22 protein-coding genes are annotated in these 17,087 nt (G+C 59.5%); 17 read left to right on the top strand and 5 right to left on the bottom strand.

From position 1 onward, the window contains the following. Window position 1: 1 nt before the first annotated feature. The 5 genes from O0879_RS14545 to O0879_RS14525 form a co-directional block, all read right to left on the bottom strand. The gene (locus tag O0879_RS14545) at window positions 2–205 is read right to left on the bottom strand and encodes a hypothetical protein (RefSeq protein ID WP_289917038.1); all 204 of its coding nucleotides are present in this window, start codon (window positions 203–205) and stop codon (window positions 2–4) included. Continuing rightward, entirely contained in the window at window positions 202–534 is a 333-nt protein-coding gene (locus tag O0879_RS14540) for a hypothetical protein (RefSeq protein WP_289917035.1), read from the bottom strand. The genes O0879_RS14545 and O0879_RS14540 overlap by 4 nt, the downstream gene beginning before the upstream one ends. A gap of 12 nt (window positions 535–546) precedes the next feature. Next, the gene (locus tag O0879_RS14535) at window positions 547–690 is read right to left on the bottom strand and encodes a hypothetical protein (RefSeq protein WP_289917033.1); all 144 of its coding nucleotides are present in this window, start codon (window positions 688–690) and stop codon (window positions 547–549) included. Next, window positions 687–896 carry a hypothetical protein gene (locus tag O0879_RS14530; protein ID WP_289917032.1) on the bottom strand — a complete coding sequence of 70 codons (210 nt, stop codon included), beginning with the start codon at window positions 894–896 and terminating at the stop codon, window positions 687–689. Before O0879_RS14530 ends, O0879_RS14535 begins: the two co-directional genes overlap by 4 nt. Before the next feature lie 174 nt (window positions 897–1,070). Continuing rightward, window positions 1,071–1,763 carry an XRE family transcriptional regulator gene (locus O0879_RS14525; protein ID WP_289917030.1) on the bottom strand — a complete coding sequence of 231 codons (693 nt, stop codon included), beginning with the start codon at window positions 1,761–1,763 and terminating at the stop codon, window positions 1,071–1,073. A 444-nt stretch (window positions 1,764–2,207) separates the two neighbouring features. Between O0879_RS14525 and O0879_RS14520 the strand changes: the two genes are divergently transcribed. The 17 genes from O0879_RS14520 to O0879_RS14440 all read left to right on the top strand — a co-directional run bounded on the left by O0879_RS14520 (window position 2,208) and on the right by O0879_RS14440 (window position 17,077). After that, window positions 2,208–2,675 (top strand): YmfL family putative regulatory protein, encoded by a 468-nt coding sequence (locus O0879_RS14520; protein ID WP_289917028.1) that lies wholly within the window; start codon window positions 2,208–2,210, stop codon window positions 2,673–2,675. After that, a complete protein-coding gene (locus tag O0879_RS14515; protein ID WP_289917027.1) occupies window positions 2,672–3,118 on the top strand; it encodes a hypothetical protein in 447 nt (148 codons plus the stop codon). The genes O0879_RS14520 and O0879_RS14515 overlap by 4 nt, the downstream gene beginning before the upstream one ends. A 37-nt stretch (window positions 3,119–3,155) precedes the next feature. Then, complete coding sequence (locus O0879_RS14510) at window positions 3,156–5,966, top strand: DUF5906 domain-containing protein (protein WP_289917025.1); 2,811 nt, start codon at window positions 3,156–3,158, stop codon at window positions 5,964–5,966. Between the two features lie 303 nt (window positions 5,967–6,269). Next, window positions 6,270–6,554 (top strand): hypothetical protein, encoded by a 285-nt coding sequence (locus O0879_RS14505; protein WP_289917023.1) that lies wholly within the window; start codon window positions 6,270–6,272, stop codon window positions 6,552–6,554. A gap of 3 nt (window positions 6,555–6,557) precedes the next feature. Continuing rightward, entirely contained in the window at window positions 6,558–7,205 is a 648-nt protein-coding gene (locus O0879_RS14500; protein ID WP_289917021.1) for a hypothetical protein, read from the top strand. 333 nt (window positions 7,206–7,538) lie between these two features. Then, window positions 7,539–8,189, top strand: a complete 651-nt coding sequence (locus O0879_RS14495) for a hypothetical protein (protein ID WP_289917019.1) — start codon at window positions 7,539–7,541, stop codon at window positions 8,187–8,189. A gap of 237 nt (window positions 8,190–8,426) precedes the next feature. Next, window positions 8,427–9,002, top strand: a complete 576-nt coding sequence (locus tag O0879_RS14490) for a hypothetical protein (protein ID WP_289917018.1) — start codon at window positions 8,427–8,429, stop codon at window positions 9,000–9,002. Next, window positions 9,003–10,973 carry a phage terminase large subunit family protein gene (locus O0879_RS14485; protein WP_289917016.1) on the top strand — a complete coding sequence of 657 codons (1,971 nt, stop codon included), beginning with the start codon at window positions 9,003–9,005 and terminating at the stop codon, window positions 10,971–10,973. 5 nt (window positions 10,974–10,978) lie between these two features. Further along, window positions 10,979–11,200, top strand: coding sequence for a hypothetical protein (locus tag O0879_RS14480; protein WP_131687503.1), 222 nt, complete (start codon window positions 10,979–10,981; stop codon window positions 11,198–11,200). A 1-nt stretch (window position 11,201) separates the two neighbouring features. Further along, a complete protein-coding gene (locus O0879_RS14475; RefSeq protein ID WP_289917011.1) occupies window positions 11,202–12,665 on the top strand; it encodes a phage portal protein in 1,464 nt (487 codons plus the stop codon). A 60-nt stretch (window positions 12,666–12,725) separates the two neighbouring features. After that, window positions 12,726–14,762, top strand: coding sequence for a prohead protease/major capsid protein fusion protein (locus O0879_RS14470; protein ID WP_289917009.1), 2,037 nt, complete (start codon window positions 12,726–12,728; stop codon window positions 14,760–14,762). Window positions 14,763–14,829: 67 nt separating this feature from the next. Next, window positions 14,830–15,168 (top strand): capsid cement protein, encoded by a 339-nt coding sequence (locus O0879_RS14465; protein ID WP_289917007.1) that lies wholly within the window; start codon window positions 14,830–14,832, stop codon window positions 15,166–15,168. A gap of 59 nt (window positions 15,169–15,227) precedes the next feature. Next, window positions 15,228–15,488, top strand: a complete 261-nt coding sequence (locus tag O0879_RS14460) for a hypothetical protein (protein WP_289917004.1) — start codon at window positions 15,228–15,230, stop codon at window positions 15,486–15,488. Beyond that, the gene (locus tag O0879_RS14455) at window positions 15,485–15,901 is read left to right on the top strand and encodes a hypothetical protein (protein ID WP_289917003.1); all 417 of its coding nucleotides are present in this window, start codon (window positions 15,485–15,487) and stop codon (window positions 15,899–15,901) included. The genes O0879_RS14460 and O0879_RS14455 overlap by 4 nt, the downstream gene beginning before the upstream one ends. 56 nt (window positions 15,902–15,957) lie before the next feature. Continuing rightward, window positions 15,958–16,374: a phage tail tube protein gene (locus O0879_RS14450; protein WP_289917001.1), complete on the top strand. Its 417-nt coding sequence runs from the start codon at window positions 15,958–15,960 to the stop codon at window positions 16,372–16,374. Then, the gene (locus O0879_RS14445) at window positions 16,371–16,769 is read left to right on the top strand and encodes a hypothetical protein (protein ID WP_289917000.1); all 399 of its coding nucleotides are present in this window, start codon (window positions 16,371–16,373) and stop codon (window positions 16,767–16,769) included. The genes O0879_RS14450 and O0879_RS14445 overlap by 4 nt, the downstream gene beginning before the upstream one ends. Window positions 16,770–16,825: 56 nt before the next feature. Next, window positions 16,826–17,077 carry a DUF4035 domain-containing protein gene (locus O0879_RS14440; protein ID WP_289916999.1) on the top strand — a complete coding sequence of 84 codons (252 nt, stop codon included), beginning with the start codon at window positions 16,826–16,828 and terminating at the stop codon, window positions 17,075–17,077. Window positions 17,078–17,087: the final 10 nt, after the last annotated feature.

Raw genomic sequence — 17,087 nt, 5'->3', positions numbered from 1 at the left:
GTTAGCGTTTAATGAAATCGAAAGGAGCGCTGCGGCCGATGGGCAGCAGCTCATGGCCTTCGGCCAGTTGCGCCGCCAGGGCTGCCTTGGCCTGGCGCGGGGTCATGGCGCGGCCGTCCGGGTGCGTGAATCCGCGCAGCTCGTGCAGTGGCCTGGCCAGCACGCTGCGGACGTCAATCGCCAGATGGACGAGCGGGGCTGTCATTTGACCGTCCCTGGCGTGTGGTAGGCGAGCTTGAAGCTGATGCCCTTGGGCAGCGTCACACTCACGCACCAGGCGGTGAAGCCGGCGCGGGGCTGCTGCTGTGGGCGCACTGGCTCGGTGACGTGGTAGCCGCGGCGGCGCATGGCCTCGAACACCTGCAGGATGGACAGGCGTCCATCGGCGCCAGTGACTTCCTTGGCAGCGCAGCCGGTATTGCGCGTGAAACGGGCCAGCTGGGCGGCGTCGTTTGCGCTGGCCAGGGTGTCGCGCAGGCTTTGCGACGATGGCAGCGGCGCTTTAGCCGGCTTGCGGGTAGCGGTCGAGGGCATGGCTGCGGCCTCCTACAGTGGATGCGCGGTCACGCCGCAGGGTTCGCCGCACTGGGCGTCGACGGCGTCCTCGCACGCACCTGCGGCCGTGCTGGCCAGCGCGTAGTAGTGCGTCACGCCGAGCGAGGTTTTGACGGTGACGCGGAAGGCGCTCACTGTTGAGCCTTTTTCTTCGGGGTGAGCAGCAATGCAAAGACGCGGTTGGCCAGCGCCATGTCGTCTCGTTGCAGCGCGCCAGATAGTGCGGCGATGAAGGTTTCGGTGCACAGGACGCGATCTTGCGGGTGCCGGCTCGTGGCGACGTCAATGCATTGTTGAATACTCTCACGAACTGTGAGAGGGGGTTTTGGAAGGTTTTCCATCGTCTTCGCTCCATCGTTGTGGTTGCTAATACGATCAAGTTTAGGCATGCCTAAAGAAACAGTCAAGTTAATATTTTCGGCATGCCTAAATTTTTGATTGTGTAGATGCGATGGTCTTTCGGTAAGGCGAAAAAAAACCCCGGCATGCGGGGTCGATTGCCTTAAGCGGCTGGGTTAAAAGTGGTCGCCTTCTCTACGTACTACCCTGCCAATAATGATGCATTCGTTGCCTTGACAATTCCTGCGATAAAACTTCCGTTGATCGGAGTTGTCCGACATCAGCCACCATTGGCCGGCGTCACGCGATATCCGTTTTACAACAGCTTCCCCACCATAGTTGACTGCGAATACTCCATTGTCGGTCAACTTCTTGTCGGCCAGATTGATGACGATCGTATCGCCCTCATAGAAGGTGGGTTCCATGCTTTCGCCCTTAACCTTGACTGCCAGAAGGCTCTCAGGGTCAAAGCCCTTGCGGTGCACCCATGATTTAGACAGCCCCAGAGTCCCACCGTCGGTGTTGTCTGGCTCTGTTTGAAAACCCGTTACTCCGGCTTGTAGTCGCAGTTGCACCAACTTAACGCGATAAAGTGCTTGCTCGTCGTCCTCGACAAGTGAGATTGGAACGGACCCAGGCAAAAGCTTTTGAGCGTCCTCTTTCGAAGTGTCGGTTCCGTGAAGCAGCCAATCCGGCGACACCTCCAGTACCTGGCAAACCTTTACCAGGTTGTTTCCTTCAATCATTTTTGTATCGCCGTTCTCCCAGTCAGTAACTGTCGGGGCGGATACTCCCACCAGCTTCGCAAAAGCTGATTTTTTGATGTTTTTGGCCTCGCGGGCCTGCGTAAGTCTTTTGTGCCAATCCATTAGGTAATCCTAACAATTTCCAAATAAGGGATGCCTAAATTATTCTTGCTTATTTCTTTAGGCTTGCCTAAAATAAGGTATGACTAATGAACTTACAGCCGACGAAATCATTGACGCGCTTGGCGGCACGTCAGAAACCGCACGGATTTGCCAAGTTAAAGACCCGTCCGTGTCTGAGTGGCGCCGCAACGGCATCCCGCGTGCACGTCTTATGTTCCTGAAGCTGGCGCGGCCAGAAGTCTTTAGTTCAGAGGGGCGGAACGTCTCTGGTCCCGGTCATGCAGGACGTCAGCTGCCATCGTCAACAAACATTCTCGATACCGTACCGGAGCATTCCGTTGTAGGTGTCGATCCGCGAAGCCGGGCGTGAGCAGGATCAATTTTCATGTCGCGAGCGTAGCTTGACCGCGTGATGTGAACAACCACCAAGAAGAAGGATATGTTGTGAAAATCAAAAAATCGTACCTTGGAATGATCAAGGCATTTCCTGGCGGTTGGGACGCAATTGCGGCCGCCCTAGGTATGAGTCGCAATGGCCTGGAGAATCGCGTCTACGAACGCAAAGGGCAGGGCATCACTGTGGACACTGCCCTGCAGCTGCAGGCGTTCTCCGGCACTACGCTGTTCGCTGAGGCTGTGGCCGCATCGAGCGGTGGCGCCTTCGTAAAACTGCCGGAAGATATGTCCGACGGCAACGAAGTGCTGGCTAAAAAGTTCCGCGACATTTACGTCCGCCTGGGCATCTTCGCCTCGCACTTTGAAGAGGCGACGGCAGACGAACTGATCGATCCACGTGAGCGGGCCTGCCTTGATGCCGATATCGACGGCCTGCAGCGTGGGTTGTCCGAGCTAATGGCGTTGACAATCCGTGTCTATTGCAAGCCGGATGGCGGCCAGGATGGTGCGGCATGAGTGCGCATTTTGGCCCACGCGCCGGAACGCGCCCTGATCTCGCCTTTCGCAAGCTCGCACAGTTGGGCGGCCGTGTCGGCTTGCATGGCTGGATGAACGCAATGACGTGGACGCGCCCCATTACAGCGTTTGAGCGTGAAATCATCAACTCGCTGATGCGTTGTCATGTGGTGCGCCGTGAGGCTGGCGATTACGTGGTGACGCAAAAAGGCTGGGATTTTGTTGGCCGCTCGACTCAAGACAAGGTGGCTCCGGCAGGCCAGGTCGCAGGGCCGCGCTACATCGGCAAGAAACTCCCTTTGTCTCCTGCGAACATGGTGCGCGCGCCACTGGCCCGGCCTGGCTCGTTTGACTATGCAACGATCCCCTCCCGCATGGGTAGCCAGCGCGTGCCGCACGGCCTGGCTATGCCTGGAGTGATGGGAGCAATTGTCAGTGAGTGATGTTGCCCAGGTTATTGCTCAAATGGCGGCATGTGACATGCCGCAACTCCCACCCAATCACCCCGTTTTAGATGGCAAGTTTCACCGTTTCGGCCCTAAGAAAAAAGGCTGGTACATCCTGCGCGAACTGGTTCTCAAGACCGGCCGCAGAGTCGTCACCGGCGCCTTCGGTATTCACCAGGGGGATAATCGCAATACCGTACCTGTCACAGTCGACGCCGAGGCGATGACGGACGAGGAGCGCTCTGAATTTTCTACCAAGCTGCGCGAGAACGAACAGCGCGAGGTCGAGAAGAAGCAGCGCGAAGCGCAGCTGGCAGCCAACCGTGCGCGCGATCAGTGGATGAAAGCCGCTGGCATAGCTGTGCAACATCCATACCTGGACCGCAAGCAGATCGCGGGCGAGGGCGTACGCGTCGACCGTGCCGGATCATTGCTGATCCCGCTGCAGCGTGCCGGCCAGCTGGTTGGTCTGCAGAAGATCGACCAAGCAGGCGAGAAGCGCTACAACGCCGGCATGGATAAGCCTGGCGCGTACCACATGCTTGGACAGCCACTTAACGCAACTGTCATCGCCGTAGGTGAGGGTTACGCCACATGTGCGAGTGCGCGTGCGGCCGCAGCGCTGGCCGGCATCGACCTGCCTGTGGCCGTGGCTTTTGACGCCGGTTCTTTGGCGTCCGTGGCTACCGCTTTGCGCGAGGCGTTCCCGCACGCGCATCTGCTGTTTCTTACTGACGATGATGACCAGTTAGTCGAGCGTTTCATCGAGCGCATGCGCGAGGACTATCAGGTCCTGGCCGCTGTTCTGATCGACGGCGCCTCGCATGTCGTGCTGGCCGACGATGGTGCGGATGTGGAAGTCACTGCTTGGTGGCGCACCGACGCGGCCGCCGTGCGGTACATCGAAGCGGATGTGCGCACCGGCCGCCGGCAGCAGCGTTACACGTTCAAGAATGCCGGCGTGGCCAGCTGCTCGGCGTTGTGCCGCAAGATGGATCGCACTTCGATGGTCGTGCCGGTGTTCGCCAACAGGGCGGGGCGCAAGCTGTCGGACTTCAACGATCTGCAGATCGAGGAGGGGCTTGAGACGGTAGCGGCGCAAGTCGGGGTTTCCATCCTTGCTGCGCAGCAGCCCAAATCTGCTGTTCCCGTTCCTTCCGCCGCGTCAGCGGCCAATCAAATGGTTCCGCCTGCAGCTGCTCTCGCAGTCACAGGCGCTTCCCCCGTTCCCCCTGCTGCGCAGCAGCCAGATTCAGGCCGTTCCGATACCAGCGTGCCCGCGCCAGTGCTTGACCTGGGGGTCTTGTTTGCTGAAAGCGTTACCGATGAATCCCCCCCACCCCCTAGTGCGGAGCAGCCAGCCCGCAGGAGCGCTGTCGACGCAGAGGCGGACGATAGCGAGGCGCGCCTTGCTGCAACGCTGGAGGCAGGGTATGCGGATGGATCGCTACCTGAGCCTCCAGATGTTGACGGCTCCGCTTCCGCGCCGGGGGCGGGGGCCGAAGGCAAACAGGCGAAAGATAAACCGAAGAAGGTGTACGGCGCGGATCACTGGAACCAGGTGGAATACGTGTTGAAAAACTTCGTGCTGGTGTATGGCGAAGACCTGGTGTGGGACGTGTCTCAACGCATGCTGATGAAGATATCGAGCATGCGCACCATCGTGGCAAACAACGACGTGATGAAGTTTTGGGGCGGCGAGGCGCGGCGCTGGGTGCTGAAGAAGAATATCGTTTTCGATCCGCAGGACACGCCGTCGCCGGCATCGAGCGGCGCCACGGCTACGGTCAACCTGTTCAACGGCTGGAAGATGCAACCGCGACGCGGCAGCTGCTTGCGCATCCAGACCCTGATCGCGCACTTGTGCGACGGCAATGACGCCCTGGTCGAGTGGGTGGAACGCTGGTTGGCCTATCCGCTGCGGAATCGCGGCGCGAAGATGGAAACGTCAATCATCATGCACGGCGACGAGGGCAGCGGCAAGAATTTCTTCTTCGAGAAAGTGATCAAGAAAATCTATGGCGAGTACGGCTATGTGATCGGTAATGCGCAGCTGGAGAGCCAGTTCAATGACTGGGCCTCCATGAAGCTATTCATGGTGGCCGATGAGGTGGTGACGCGCTCGGAACTCAAGCACATGAAGGGCAAGCTCAAGTACCTGGTGTCGGGCGACATGATCATCATCAACCCGAAGGGCCTGCCCGAACATGGCGAGGCCAACCATATGAACTTTGTCTTCCTGTCAAACGAGCTACAGCCGCTGGCCTTGGATAAGACGGACCGGCGCTACCTGGTGATCTGGACGCCGCCGGCGTTGTCGCGCGAATTTTATGTCCAGGTGGCCGAGGAGATCGCCAACGGTGGCATCGAGGCGTACTACCACTACCTCATGCACGAGCTGGATATGGGCGGCTTTGACGAGCACACCAAGCCGATTTACACCGATGCCAAGGACGACCTGATCGAGAAGAGTCTTACGCCGGCCGAGCGCTTCTACCGCGACTGGAGCCGGGGCTTCCTGCCGCTGCCGTTCATCACGTGCGGCGCTACCCAGCTATACGACGCCTACAAGGTGTGGTGCGACAAGAGCGGGGAATCGAAGTACATCTCACAGACCATTTTCTCGCCCACCGTGCTGCGGTACGCCGGCGAGGCGCTGGAAAAGCACCTGATCAAGTATGAGCTGGGATCGGTGGTCAAGCAGCGCAACGTGTTTTTAGCCGGGAAGAAGCCAGAGGGCAAGACGCTTGCAGAGTGGGCGGCAGATGCATCTGGCCTGTTCGAGAAAAGTTTGAGGGCATACCGCAGTCGCAGCGGCGTTGATGCGGCCGATGTTGAGGGTTAAGTCATCACATCGTGCAAAGCCATCACATCGCAAACCCGCATGAATGCTGGAATGTGATGGGTATGACGGGTGTTACGGGTTCTCGCGCACGCACACATGCGCGCATTGATGAGTAAAGGCGTTTGGGTGCTGATGGTTCGCTGTATTTTTTTTGTCAGAAAGTAGAAAGAAGTAATAACAGTACTCATACCCATCACAAGTAAGTATCCATGCGGGTTAGCGATGTGATGGGTATGTGATGGGTATGAAGGGTTAGCGGAATACGGCCGGTTTTCATCGAAGAAGGAAGTGGAGGGCAGGACGATGAACAAGAAGGTGAGCATGCGGGAGCAAATGCCCCAGGTGGCCGCGATCATCGATGCATTCCGCGAGGCATTTGGGGCGGAGGTGGTGGATGCGGCGATACGGCGCGGCATGCGTGGAGGGCAGGGGTTCCACGCTACGGAGAAGGGGCATGAGGTGGGTACGCCGGTTTATCGGGGCGTGCCGCTGGATAGGGCGCCAGGGCGGTATGTAGGGAGGATGGGCGAAGTGGCATGGCAGGAAGCATTGGATCAGCAGGCGATTGATAACGAGAAAAGGGGCTAGGCGATGGAAGTGAAAGCGGAAGACGCGGTATTTGAAAATGTGGGTCAGGCGGTGCATGTGTCGTTCCTGATTATGGCGCAGGAGGCGAAGCAGGACGCACCATTGCGGGCGGCACTGATCAAGGCGATGGAGTCGGTGCAATTGAATGGCCGGCAGCGGTGCTGGCTGGAGCAGCTGCGCGGCGCGGCGTCGGGAACAATTAACTTCGGCGGACTGGATGGCAACGAGGTGCGCGCCCAGTGTGCCATGGTGCTGCAGGCGGTAAAGCATCGGCTGCCGAAGACCGAAATGTGGGTGTTGCAAGCGAAGTACGGGCAGACGGATTTCGAGGATATTGGTGGCCATCGCCGCTTTGCTTTCTCGGTTGAGCGCATCGAGGCCATCAAGGGATTGGCGGATTGGTTCCGGCCAATGTTCCCTGGACTGAACCCGCATGCTATCGACTGCATGCTGGGGCGATTGTTCGCCAATCATAAGCAACTGGACATCACGGTGCGTGACTTGGCCAAGTCATTTGGCGCAAGCCACATGACCTACCAGAGGGCGTCGACAAAGATGCACGGGCATGTGCGGGAGCTTGAACAGATGGCCTATAGCCGCCTCGCACCAAGTTTTGTTGCTGATGGCGTGGTCGAGGAGTTTTTGCAATAGCTTGACGCGGCTGTTACAGCGGGTGTATATTTCGGTCATTCTCGCAGCAGTAACGCCTAAAGCCCGCACAAGCGGGCTTTTTTGCGTTTGGCGAGACGATTTCTCAACAGCGAAAGAGGTGATCTATCTCGATCCGCTCTATAGCGGGGGATACATTCGTTTCTGGTGCTTGCCCACTTCGGTGGGCTTTTTTATTTGTGTTGATGATAGTGCCCCAGGGCGCACGCATCAACCACAGGGCGGGCTCGTTTCTGGTGGGCGTTTTGTGCAGACGTCTGCACCTTGCCCCCTCTAGAGTGACCGCATGCAACGACTCCATTTCAGGTGGGCTAGATGCCAACGATTGAATTGCAAGGGCTTTCCCAGTTGATGGCCAGACTGGACGATGCGGGTAAACGGCAGATGCCATTCGCTGTTGCCAAGGCGCTGACCCAAACTGCGCGGCAAACAGCTGCGGCCGAGACTGCGCACATCAAGGCGATCTTCGACAGGCCAACGCCTTTCACACAGCGCGCGGTCGGCGTGACCACGGCAACAAAGGCAACGCTCAGCACGCGCATCTTCGTGAAAGATATCCAGGCGAAGTATCTGATGGAGGAGGCAACTGGCGGACGGCGGGCTTTCAAGACATTTGAAGAGAAGTTTGCCGATAGCGGTGCGCCTCAGATCGCGTTGCCTGGCGCGGGTATGCAGCTCAATCAGTACGGGAACATGAGCAAGGCCAAGATCATGCGCATTGCTAAGGATCTGAATACGAATGCATCGAGCAAGCGATTCTTCAAAGGTACGCCGAAGGGGCAGAAGCTGCCAGCAGGGATTTACGCCCGGACCAACGACAACCGGCACATCACGCCGCTGATCAGATTTGCCACCGATGCGGTGTACAAGAAACGGTTCGAGTTCAGCGCCATCGCCATGGAAACTATCACGGCGAACCTGGAGGCGAACCTGATCAGCGCATGGGAAGCAGCACTGCGAAGCTGATGCCGCTCCCGGCCGGTCTGGTCGCCACGCAGTAGGGCCGTCGAGGCCGAACCGCCCGGCGCGGCTCGAAACGCTCCCATTGAGGGGGGGCGGAGGATTTTCCAGGGTCCTTCCCCGAGCCTACCGCGCATGGGTAAATTCGCGCTCGGTTTGTCTGGCGTCGGAGAATTTTTAAAAGGGTAGTCACACAGGGTAGTCACTCTGGTAGTCACTGCCGCAGTCACTGAGGTAGTCACTATGCTGATGGGATATCGAGAGTACGCCCGTCATCGCGGCGTGAGCCTGGGCGCCGTACAAAAAGCGCTGCGTGCTGGCCGAATCAATGCGAACGCTGACAAGAAGATTGATGCCGCTGTTGCGGATCGTGAATGGGACGTCAACACGGATGCGTCGCGCATTGCGGTCAGCGCCGTTGAAGTCGCCACACCCCTGGCTCAAAAAGAAATTTCTTTTGCTGCGCCGGCGGGGGAGGAGGCCGACAAGCCGGCGGCCGAAGAGTTAACCGGCAGCGACAAGAGCGCCAGTGAATACCGCGAGAACAGGTCAAAGCGTGAGTACTATGTGGCGGCCAAGCACCAGCTGGAGTACGAGCAGCTGCTCGGGCAATTGATCAACGTCGACGATGCCAAGCGCATCGCCTTCACTTCGTTTCGCGCCATCCGCGATTCCGTACTGAACGTGGCGGCGCGTATCAAGGACCAACTGGCTGCCGAGACTGATCCGCATGTTTGCGAGGAATTGCTGGACCGCGAACTGTCCGCTGCGCTGGCCAGCGTTGACGTCGGCCAGCTGGTGGCCGAGTCGGAGGATTAGATGGGGGCAACGGACGAATTCCTGCGTGCCATCGGTGAAGCAATCCTGCCCGATAGCAAACAGTCGATCAGCGACTGGGCGCAAGACAACCGCATCCTTCCGCCAGACAGCCCGGAACCTGGCGCCTGGCGTAATAGCCGCACGCCGTACCTGGTGGGCATCATGGATGCGCTGTCGCCCAACAGCAAATACCGCGAGGTGTATCTCAAGAAGGGCCACCAGTTGGGCGGCTCGGCACTCGGCGAAAACTTCATAGGCCACAGCATCACCAGCGCGGCCGGCAATATCCTCGCGGTGTTTGCCACAGTGGAGGACGCGGAAAAGTGGGAACTTTCGCGCTTCGAGCCGATGCGCGAATCGACGAAGGCGCTGCGCAAGCGGGTGCTCGATGCCGGCATCAAGGGTGCTGATAACACCAAGCGGCGAAAGAAGTTTCCGGGTGGCTTCATCCAGCTGATCGGTGCAAACCGGCCTGGTGGTTTGAAGTCGTCGACCATGCGCTATGTGCTGCTCGAAGAGATGGACGAGTATGCCGGCGATATCGGCAACCAGGGTAGTCCCGAAGAGCTGGCGCGCAAGCGCACCAGTAACTTTGGCAGGAAGGCACGCATCTTCGGCAACAGCACGCCGACGATCAAAGGCGCCTCGGCGATCGACCGGAACTACGAGCGGGGCGACAAACAGCACTACATGGTGCATTGCCCCGACTGCCGCGCGCCACAGTTCTTCAAGTGGCCGAATATGAAGTGGCCCAAGGGCCAGCCGGGGAAAGTGGCGTACGCCTGTGAGTGCTGCGGCGCCCTGAATACCGAATCGGTCTGGAAGACCAAGGGATACATCAACGCCCACTGGCTGCCGACTGCGGTGGGCGAACCCGGCGTGGCCAGCTTTCATCTGCCGAGTATGTACGCGCCGCTTGGGTGGCGTGCGTGGGATGTGCTTGCCGGTGAATTCGAGGCTGCGGCAAACGACCCTGTCGCTTTGAAAGTGTTCGTCAACAACGAGCTGGCCGAGTGTTGGGAGGATTTGAGCGGGCAGATCAAGGGTGCCGAGATCGCAAAGCGGCGCGAGGCCTATGAACTGCGCACTATCCCCGTCGGCTGTCTAGCCCTCGTAATGTCCGTCGATGTGCAAGGTAACCGGCTGGAGTACAAGATATTGGGCTTCGGCAGGGGCAAGCGTCATTGGGTGATCGATTACAACATCATCGATGGCGATCCGGCGAAGGACGATGTATGGACGCGTTTGACGGCGATACGCGAGCGGCCGATAGAAAACAGCTTCGGTGTCTCGATGCGGGTGCAGACCTGCGCCATCGACTCCGGCGGCCACCATACACATGAGGTGTATCACTATGCCAGGTTGCATCGGCATGCCGGGGTGTTTGCTGTGAAGGGTTGGTCGATGAGCGGCAAGCCGGTGATCGGTCGGCCATCGATACAGGACGTCAATCATAAGGGTAAGGTGATCAAGGGCGGGGTGCAACTGTGGATGGTGGGTAGCGATACCGGCAAGTCTCTGTTGTTCAACTATATCGCTTCAGACGAGGAGGCCGTGCCGGAAGAGCGTTTCATTCACTTTCCGATTGGTTTGTCGGACGAATACTTCGAGCAGCTGACTGCCGAGGTGTATGACTCAACCAAGAAGACCTACCGCAAAATTGCTGGCCGGCGAAATGAGGTGATCGACTTGTTTGTGTATGCCTTCGCGGCGGCATTTCATCCGCTGCTGCGCCTGGACACCATGCGCGACGCTGACTGGACGCAGCTGGAAAGCATGGTCGAACCGGTCATTGGCGACCTGTTCAGTGCTCCGATCAGGATGGGGGCGCAGACGGCGGAAGCGCCCGCCGGCATCGAGTACCCGACAGCATCAGTGCAGACGTCTGCACAAACACCCACGCCCGCTGTGGCCGTCGCGCAGCACCACGACGACGACTGGCTCAGCGGCACCGATAACTGGCTGGAGTAAAAACGATGGCATTTACACTGAAACAACTATCCGCGCTGGAAGCGGCCATCGGCAGCGGCGAGCTGTCGATTGAGTATGACGGCAAGAAGGTTACCTACCGCAATATGGCCGATCTGACGAAGGCCTATGAAATGGTCAAGAACCAACTGATGGCCTCGGGCGCACTGGCGGCGCCGGCGATGTCCAACCGTGGCCCGGCGACTTTGACGGTTTTTTCGCGGGACTGACATGGGTGCGATGACCGATATGAACTGGCTCGACCGTGCCGTCAACTTCATCAGTCCCGGCCATGGCGTGCGGCGCACGCAGGCGCGCATGGCACTAGAGATGGCGCGTGCCTATGAGGCGGCCAAGGTAGGGCGGCGTGGGGATGGATGGCGGGCAGGCAGCGGCAGTGCCAATGCGGAAGTGCTGCCGGCGTTGTCCATCGTGCGCAACCGCGCCCGTGAGGCGGTGCGCAATAACGAGTACGCAAGCGCCGCGTTGAATGCCCTGGTCACCAACACGGTCGGCATCGGCATTGTCGGCAAGGCGCCTGATCAGGCGCTGTGGGACGACTGGTGCGAGTACTGCGACGCGGACGGCCAGTTGGACTTCAATGGCTTGATGGAGCTGGCGGCCCGCACGCGCTATGAAAGTGGCGAAGTGCTTATCCGTTTTCGCTGGCGGAGTCCCGAAGATGGCCTGGTGGTGCCGCTGCAGCTGCAGGTACTTGAGCCGGATCACCTCGATACGCTCAAGACCGGCCCACTCGACAATGGCAACTACGCCATTGCTGGTGTGGAATACAACGTCATCGGCCAGCGCCTGGCGTACTGGCTGTTCCCGTCGCATCCCGGCGAGGTGCTGATCATTGGTGGTAACCGCTTGCAAAGCAAGCGTGTGCCGGCCAGCGAGGTGCTGCATTACTACCGCAAACGCCGACCGTCGCAAGTGCGCGGCATGCCGGAATTTGCCGTCTCGCTGATGCGCTTGCGTGACCTGGGTGATTACGAGCAGGCCGAACTGGTGCGCAAGAAAATCGAGGCGTGCTTTGTTGCCTTCGTGCGTACCGATAATGAATCGGCGCGCCTTGGCCAAGTGCAGAGCAATGCCGGGACGAACGAAAAGGTTGCGCCGGGCATGATCAAATACCTGAACAACGCCGAGAGCGTCGACTTCGGGGCGCCGGCGGCATTCAGCGGCTATGGCGAATATGCTGCCACGCAGCTGCACGCTATTGCAGTTGGCGCTGGCGTCACCTACGAACAGTTGACGGGCGACTTGTCGCGCGTCAATTACAGCTCGATCCGCGCTGGTCTGGTGGAGTTCCGCCAGCGTATCAAGCAGGAGCAGTGGCTGTGCCTGGTGCCGATGGTACTCAATCCGATTGCGCAGCGCTTCCAGCAGGCGGCCAGGTTGGCCGGTGCGCAGCGGACGCCATCGAAGCGCTTTGTCTGGACGATGCCGAAACTGGAGTATGTCGACCCGTACAAGGAAGTGCTGGGTACCAAGGAAGCCATACGCGGCACCCTGCAAAGCCTGTCCGAAGCGATTCGGTCACGCGGCGATGACCCGGAAGCAGTATTTACCGAAATCGCGAAGGAGCGCAAACGCATGACGGAGCTTGGCATCCTGAGCGATTCAGATGCTGCCGTCAGTAGTAAGTTGATCGACGCGGCAACGGCCGCCGCTGTGATGGGCGTCGAGTAGTTCCACCTATGTTGTTTGCAACCCGCTGGCTTACCCCAGCGGGTTTTTTTTGAGGAAATTATGCCGAATCCGAATGCCGCAACTGAAGTGTTGCAAATGCCGATGATGACGCGCCTGGCGCCCATCAATGTGCCGGAAGGTGATACGCGCACCGTGGACCTGGTGTGGACTGCCGGCGCCGGCGTGCGCCGCTATGACTGGTACAACGATCGTTACTACATCGAGGAACTGAGCCTCGACCCCAAGCACGTTCGCATGGGCCGTTTCGAGTCCGGGCGCGCTCCACTGTTGAACACCCATTCGCGCTGGGACTTGAGTTCCGTGATGGGCGTGATCCGCAGCGCCTCGCTGGCCGGCGACGAAGGCCATGCGACGGTGGAGTTTTCCAAGCGCACCGACGTCGAGCCGTATTACCAGGATGTGGTCGACAAGATCATCGGCAATGTTTCGGTTGGCTACAACGTGTACGCCTATGACCGCATCCCGCCCATGAAAGAGGGTGAGTCGTGGCGTTATGTGGCCATCGACTGGGAGCCGACCGAAGTGTCGCTGGTGCCCATCGGCGCCGACGCCGACTGCGGCGTGCGTAGCGACGATCTGTCCAAGCCGAACACCGGGCCGGCCGTGCGCATGGCGCCCTGTCATTTTTCAACCCGCAGTATTCCAGCATCAACTACCCCGCCGGCAGCCGCCGTCGATCACACCAGAGAGGAAAACACCATGCCAGGTGCAGCAAACAACACGACGTCGGCGCCACCAGCCGGCGGCGATCAAGGCCAAACGGCAGTCAACCAGCGCGCACTCGATGAGGCGCGTGCCGAGGGCGCGCGCCTGGAAGGCGAACGTCAAAGCGGCATCCGCGAAGCCGTCACCTTGGGCGGCCTGGAGCCGGCCTACGCAGATCAACTGATCAGCAACCGTGACATGACGGCCGAAGGCGCAGGCCTGGCCGTGCTGCGCGAAAAGGCCAAACGTAGTGCGGCCACGCCGACGCGCTCTGGCGCGCATATCCAGACTGTCAGCGACGAGACGGATAACCGCCGTGCCGCGATCACGGACGCCATCGTGCATCGCCTGAACCCAAGCGTTGCGCTGCCTGAGCATGCGCGCCAGTACCGCCATATGTCGCTGCTGCGCATGGCTGAAGAAACGCTCGATCACGCTGGCGTCAACGTGCGCGGCCTGTCGGGCATCGAGATTGCCGGCCGTGCCATGCACACCACGTCCGACTTCCCGGCCATCCTGTCGAACGTACTGAACAAGCGCCTGCGCCAGGCGTATGCGGAAGCCGAGCGCACCTACAAGTTGTGGGCGCGCCGTGCCCCGAATGCGCCAGACTTCAAGAAAATGCAAGTGGTGCAAATGGGCGGCGCACCGGACCTGCTGAAACTCAATGAAGCGGGCGAGTATCAGTACGGCACCATCAACGACGCCGGTGAAACCTACGGCGTGGTGACGTATGGCCGCATCGTGGCGGTATCGCGCCAGACCCTGGTCAACGATGATTTGCGCGCCCTGGACCGCTTAGTTGCCGCTTTCGGCGCTTCGGCCAGCCGCCTGGAAAATCGCCTGGTGTACGCACAGCTCACCGGCAACCCAGCCATGGGCGACGGCAAGCAGCTGTTCAGCGCGGATCATGGCAACCTCGGTGATCCTGGCGCGATTTCGGCGGCGGCGCTGGGTAAGGGCCGCAGCCAGATGCGCCTGCAGAAAGGCCTGGCCGGCGAAGAGCTGAACGTGGTGCCGAACTTCCTGATCGTGCCGACGGCGCAAGAGCAGCTGGCATACCAGTACACCAGCAGCAACTACGTGCCGGCCAAGGCAGGCGACGTGAATGAGTTCCGCGCCGGCGGCCGCACGGCGGTCGAACCGATTGTCGAGCCTCTGCTGGACGGCAACAGCCCGACGGCGTGGTACCTGGCATCGAACAGCGGCGAGATCGATACCGTCGAATACTGTTGGCTCGATGGCGCCGAAGGCGTCTGGATCGAGAACGAAATCGGTTTCGACGTGGACGGCATGAAGGTCAAGGCGCGCTTGGACTTCGCGGCCAAGGTGGTCGACCACCGCGGCCTGTGGAAAAACGCCGGCGCTTAAGCGCTGGCCGGGCTGGTGCCCGCCACCTCGGTGGTGGGAACTTTACTTTTCTTTGTTGGGAATCGAAATGAAAAATTTTATTCAACCAGGTAACACCCTGACGTTGCCAGCGCCTTATGACGTTTTGAGTGGCGCCGGCTTCCAAGTCGGTGCGCTGTTCGCTATTGCATCTACGGATGCGCTCGCCGGAACGCCAGTGGAAGGCGTCACCGATGGTGTTTTCATGTTACCAAAAACTGGCGCCCAAGCCTGGGCAATCGGCGCGCGCATCTACTGGGACGACGCCACCAAGCGCTGCGATACCGATACGGCCAAGGGCGACTTGATTGGCGTCGCCACCGCCGTTGCGGCAAATCCTTCGTCGGCTGGCTATGTCCGCCTGAATGGCGGCGCTGTCAGCGCCTAAGCGGTGGCAGCGTGTCTTTCCATGCGGAGCGCTTTTGGAGCGCATTTCAGGGTGTGGGTATGCTCGATGAAGTAAGTTACCAGCCACCTATCGGCGATCTGGTAGTTTTTATGGGCGGCTTCAAGCGTCCCGACCAGGTCGTACTGGATGGCATGGTGCATACCACCGACTACAGCATCGAGTACCTGGCAAGCGATGTGACACTACGGCAAGGCTTCGTCCTCACCATTGCTTGCGTCCAGTACAAGGTGCGGCAGACGCCACTGGCCAATGAGGATGGAACGTTTGTCACGGCCCTGCTGGAAAGGGTGCGGCCATGACCCTGCGCGAGACATTCATCCAGGAGCTGATGGCGATGCTCTCGGGTGCTCCGTCGTTTCCTGCGCAGGTCGAGCGCTCCATCTCGGCGGCTTTTAGCCGCGAGGAAAGCCCAGTACTGGTGATCCATCGTGGTGCCGAGGACGTTGAGTCCGATCTGTCGGGCGAAACTATCAGGGAGTGCGAGATCCTTGTCAGCGTCATCACACGCAGCGACGTGCCTGACCAGCAAGCAGACAGCATCATGGAAGCAGCACATCCGCTGCTGATGGCGTACAGGGCCGACAACTTGCTACAGATATGGGAGGTTGGAACAAACGCTCCCATGTTCGCCAATACGGATGGGCAGGCTTGCATGCTGACCACTCGTTACCGTGCGCAATACCGAACCGATACGCTAAGCCTGAGTGCCTAGCGTGTCATCCATTTTTTCGGCCGCCTGATGGCGGCCTTTTTTTTGAGGAGTTACCTATGGCAACCGGCGGCATTTCGGCACAGGGCAGTGACCTGGCCATCAATACGGGCACCGCGCTGGCCCCGGCCTGGACCAAGATCAAGGGCGTTATTTCCTTCAACGGCCTGGACGGTTCGGCTTCGGATATTGACGTTACCGATCTCGATAGCACCGCGATGGAATACATCAATGGCCTGGTCGACAACGGCAAGTTCAGCATGGAAGCGAAGACCTTGCACACCGATCCAGGGCAAATGGCCCTGCGTGCGGCGCTGGTCAGCGGCGCACGCACCAGCCTGCAGCTGACCTTTCCCGACGAAGTGGTGGCAACCTTTGACATCCTGGTTAAATCCATGCCAGTCGCGGGCGGTGTAAACGCGGTGCTCAAGGGCACGATTGATACCAAGGTCACTGGCGCGGTGGTGTGGTCATGAGCGGCCTGTTGAGCAAGTCGGCCATCCTGGCCGCAAACGACTTGAAGCATGAAGACGTGGCCGTACCAGCTTGGGGCGGCAAGGTGCGGGTCCGTGCCATGACGGGCATGGAGCGCGATGCCTTCCGTGCTTCCATTGCATCCGAAGCCGGTGTGCCAGTCGGGCGCTTTTCGGCGGCCTTGCTGGCGGCCACAATCGTCGACGAAACGGGCGCCTGCCTGTTCACGTTGAGTGACGTTGAAGCGCTGCAGGCCAAGTCTGCGGCTTCGCTGGATGGACCGGCTGAAGTTGCCATGCGCTTGAATGGCTTGGGCGGAAAATCGGATGCCGAAGCGGCAAAAAACTCCGTGAGCGGCCAGAGCGGCGATTCTGGTTCCGTCTTGCCAAAGAGCTAGGCAAGTCGGTAAGACAGGCCCAGCTGGAGATCTCATCAGCTGAGTTCACCGAGTGGATGGCCTACTACTCGCTGGAGCCATTCGGTGAGCTGGTTGCCGATTATCGGCACGGCGTTGCCTGTTCCTTATTGGCCAATGTCAACCGTAGTTCCAAGGATCGTCCAGAGCCGTATAAAGCGGACGACTTTATTTACTGGCGCGATACCGGGCAACAGCAAGAAGAGGCTGAGCCAGTGCTATTGGATGACCCAGTGGCGCAAGGACAGCTGCTGCGGGCGGCTTTGTTTGGCGTTCGACCTTCATCATAAAGAGGTACAA

Source organism: Janthinobacterium sp. SUN120 (genome assembly GCF_030397735.1).
Classification (GTDB): Bacteria; Pseudomonadota; Gammaproteobacteria; order Burkholderiales; family Burkholderiaceae_D; genus Janthinobacterium; species Janthinobacterium kumbetense.
Note: the sequence above shows the minus strand (reverse complement) of the source record. Positions and strands in the feature narration are given on the sequence as shown.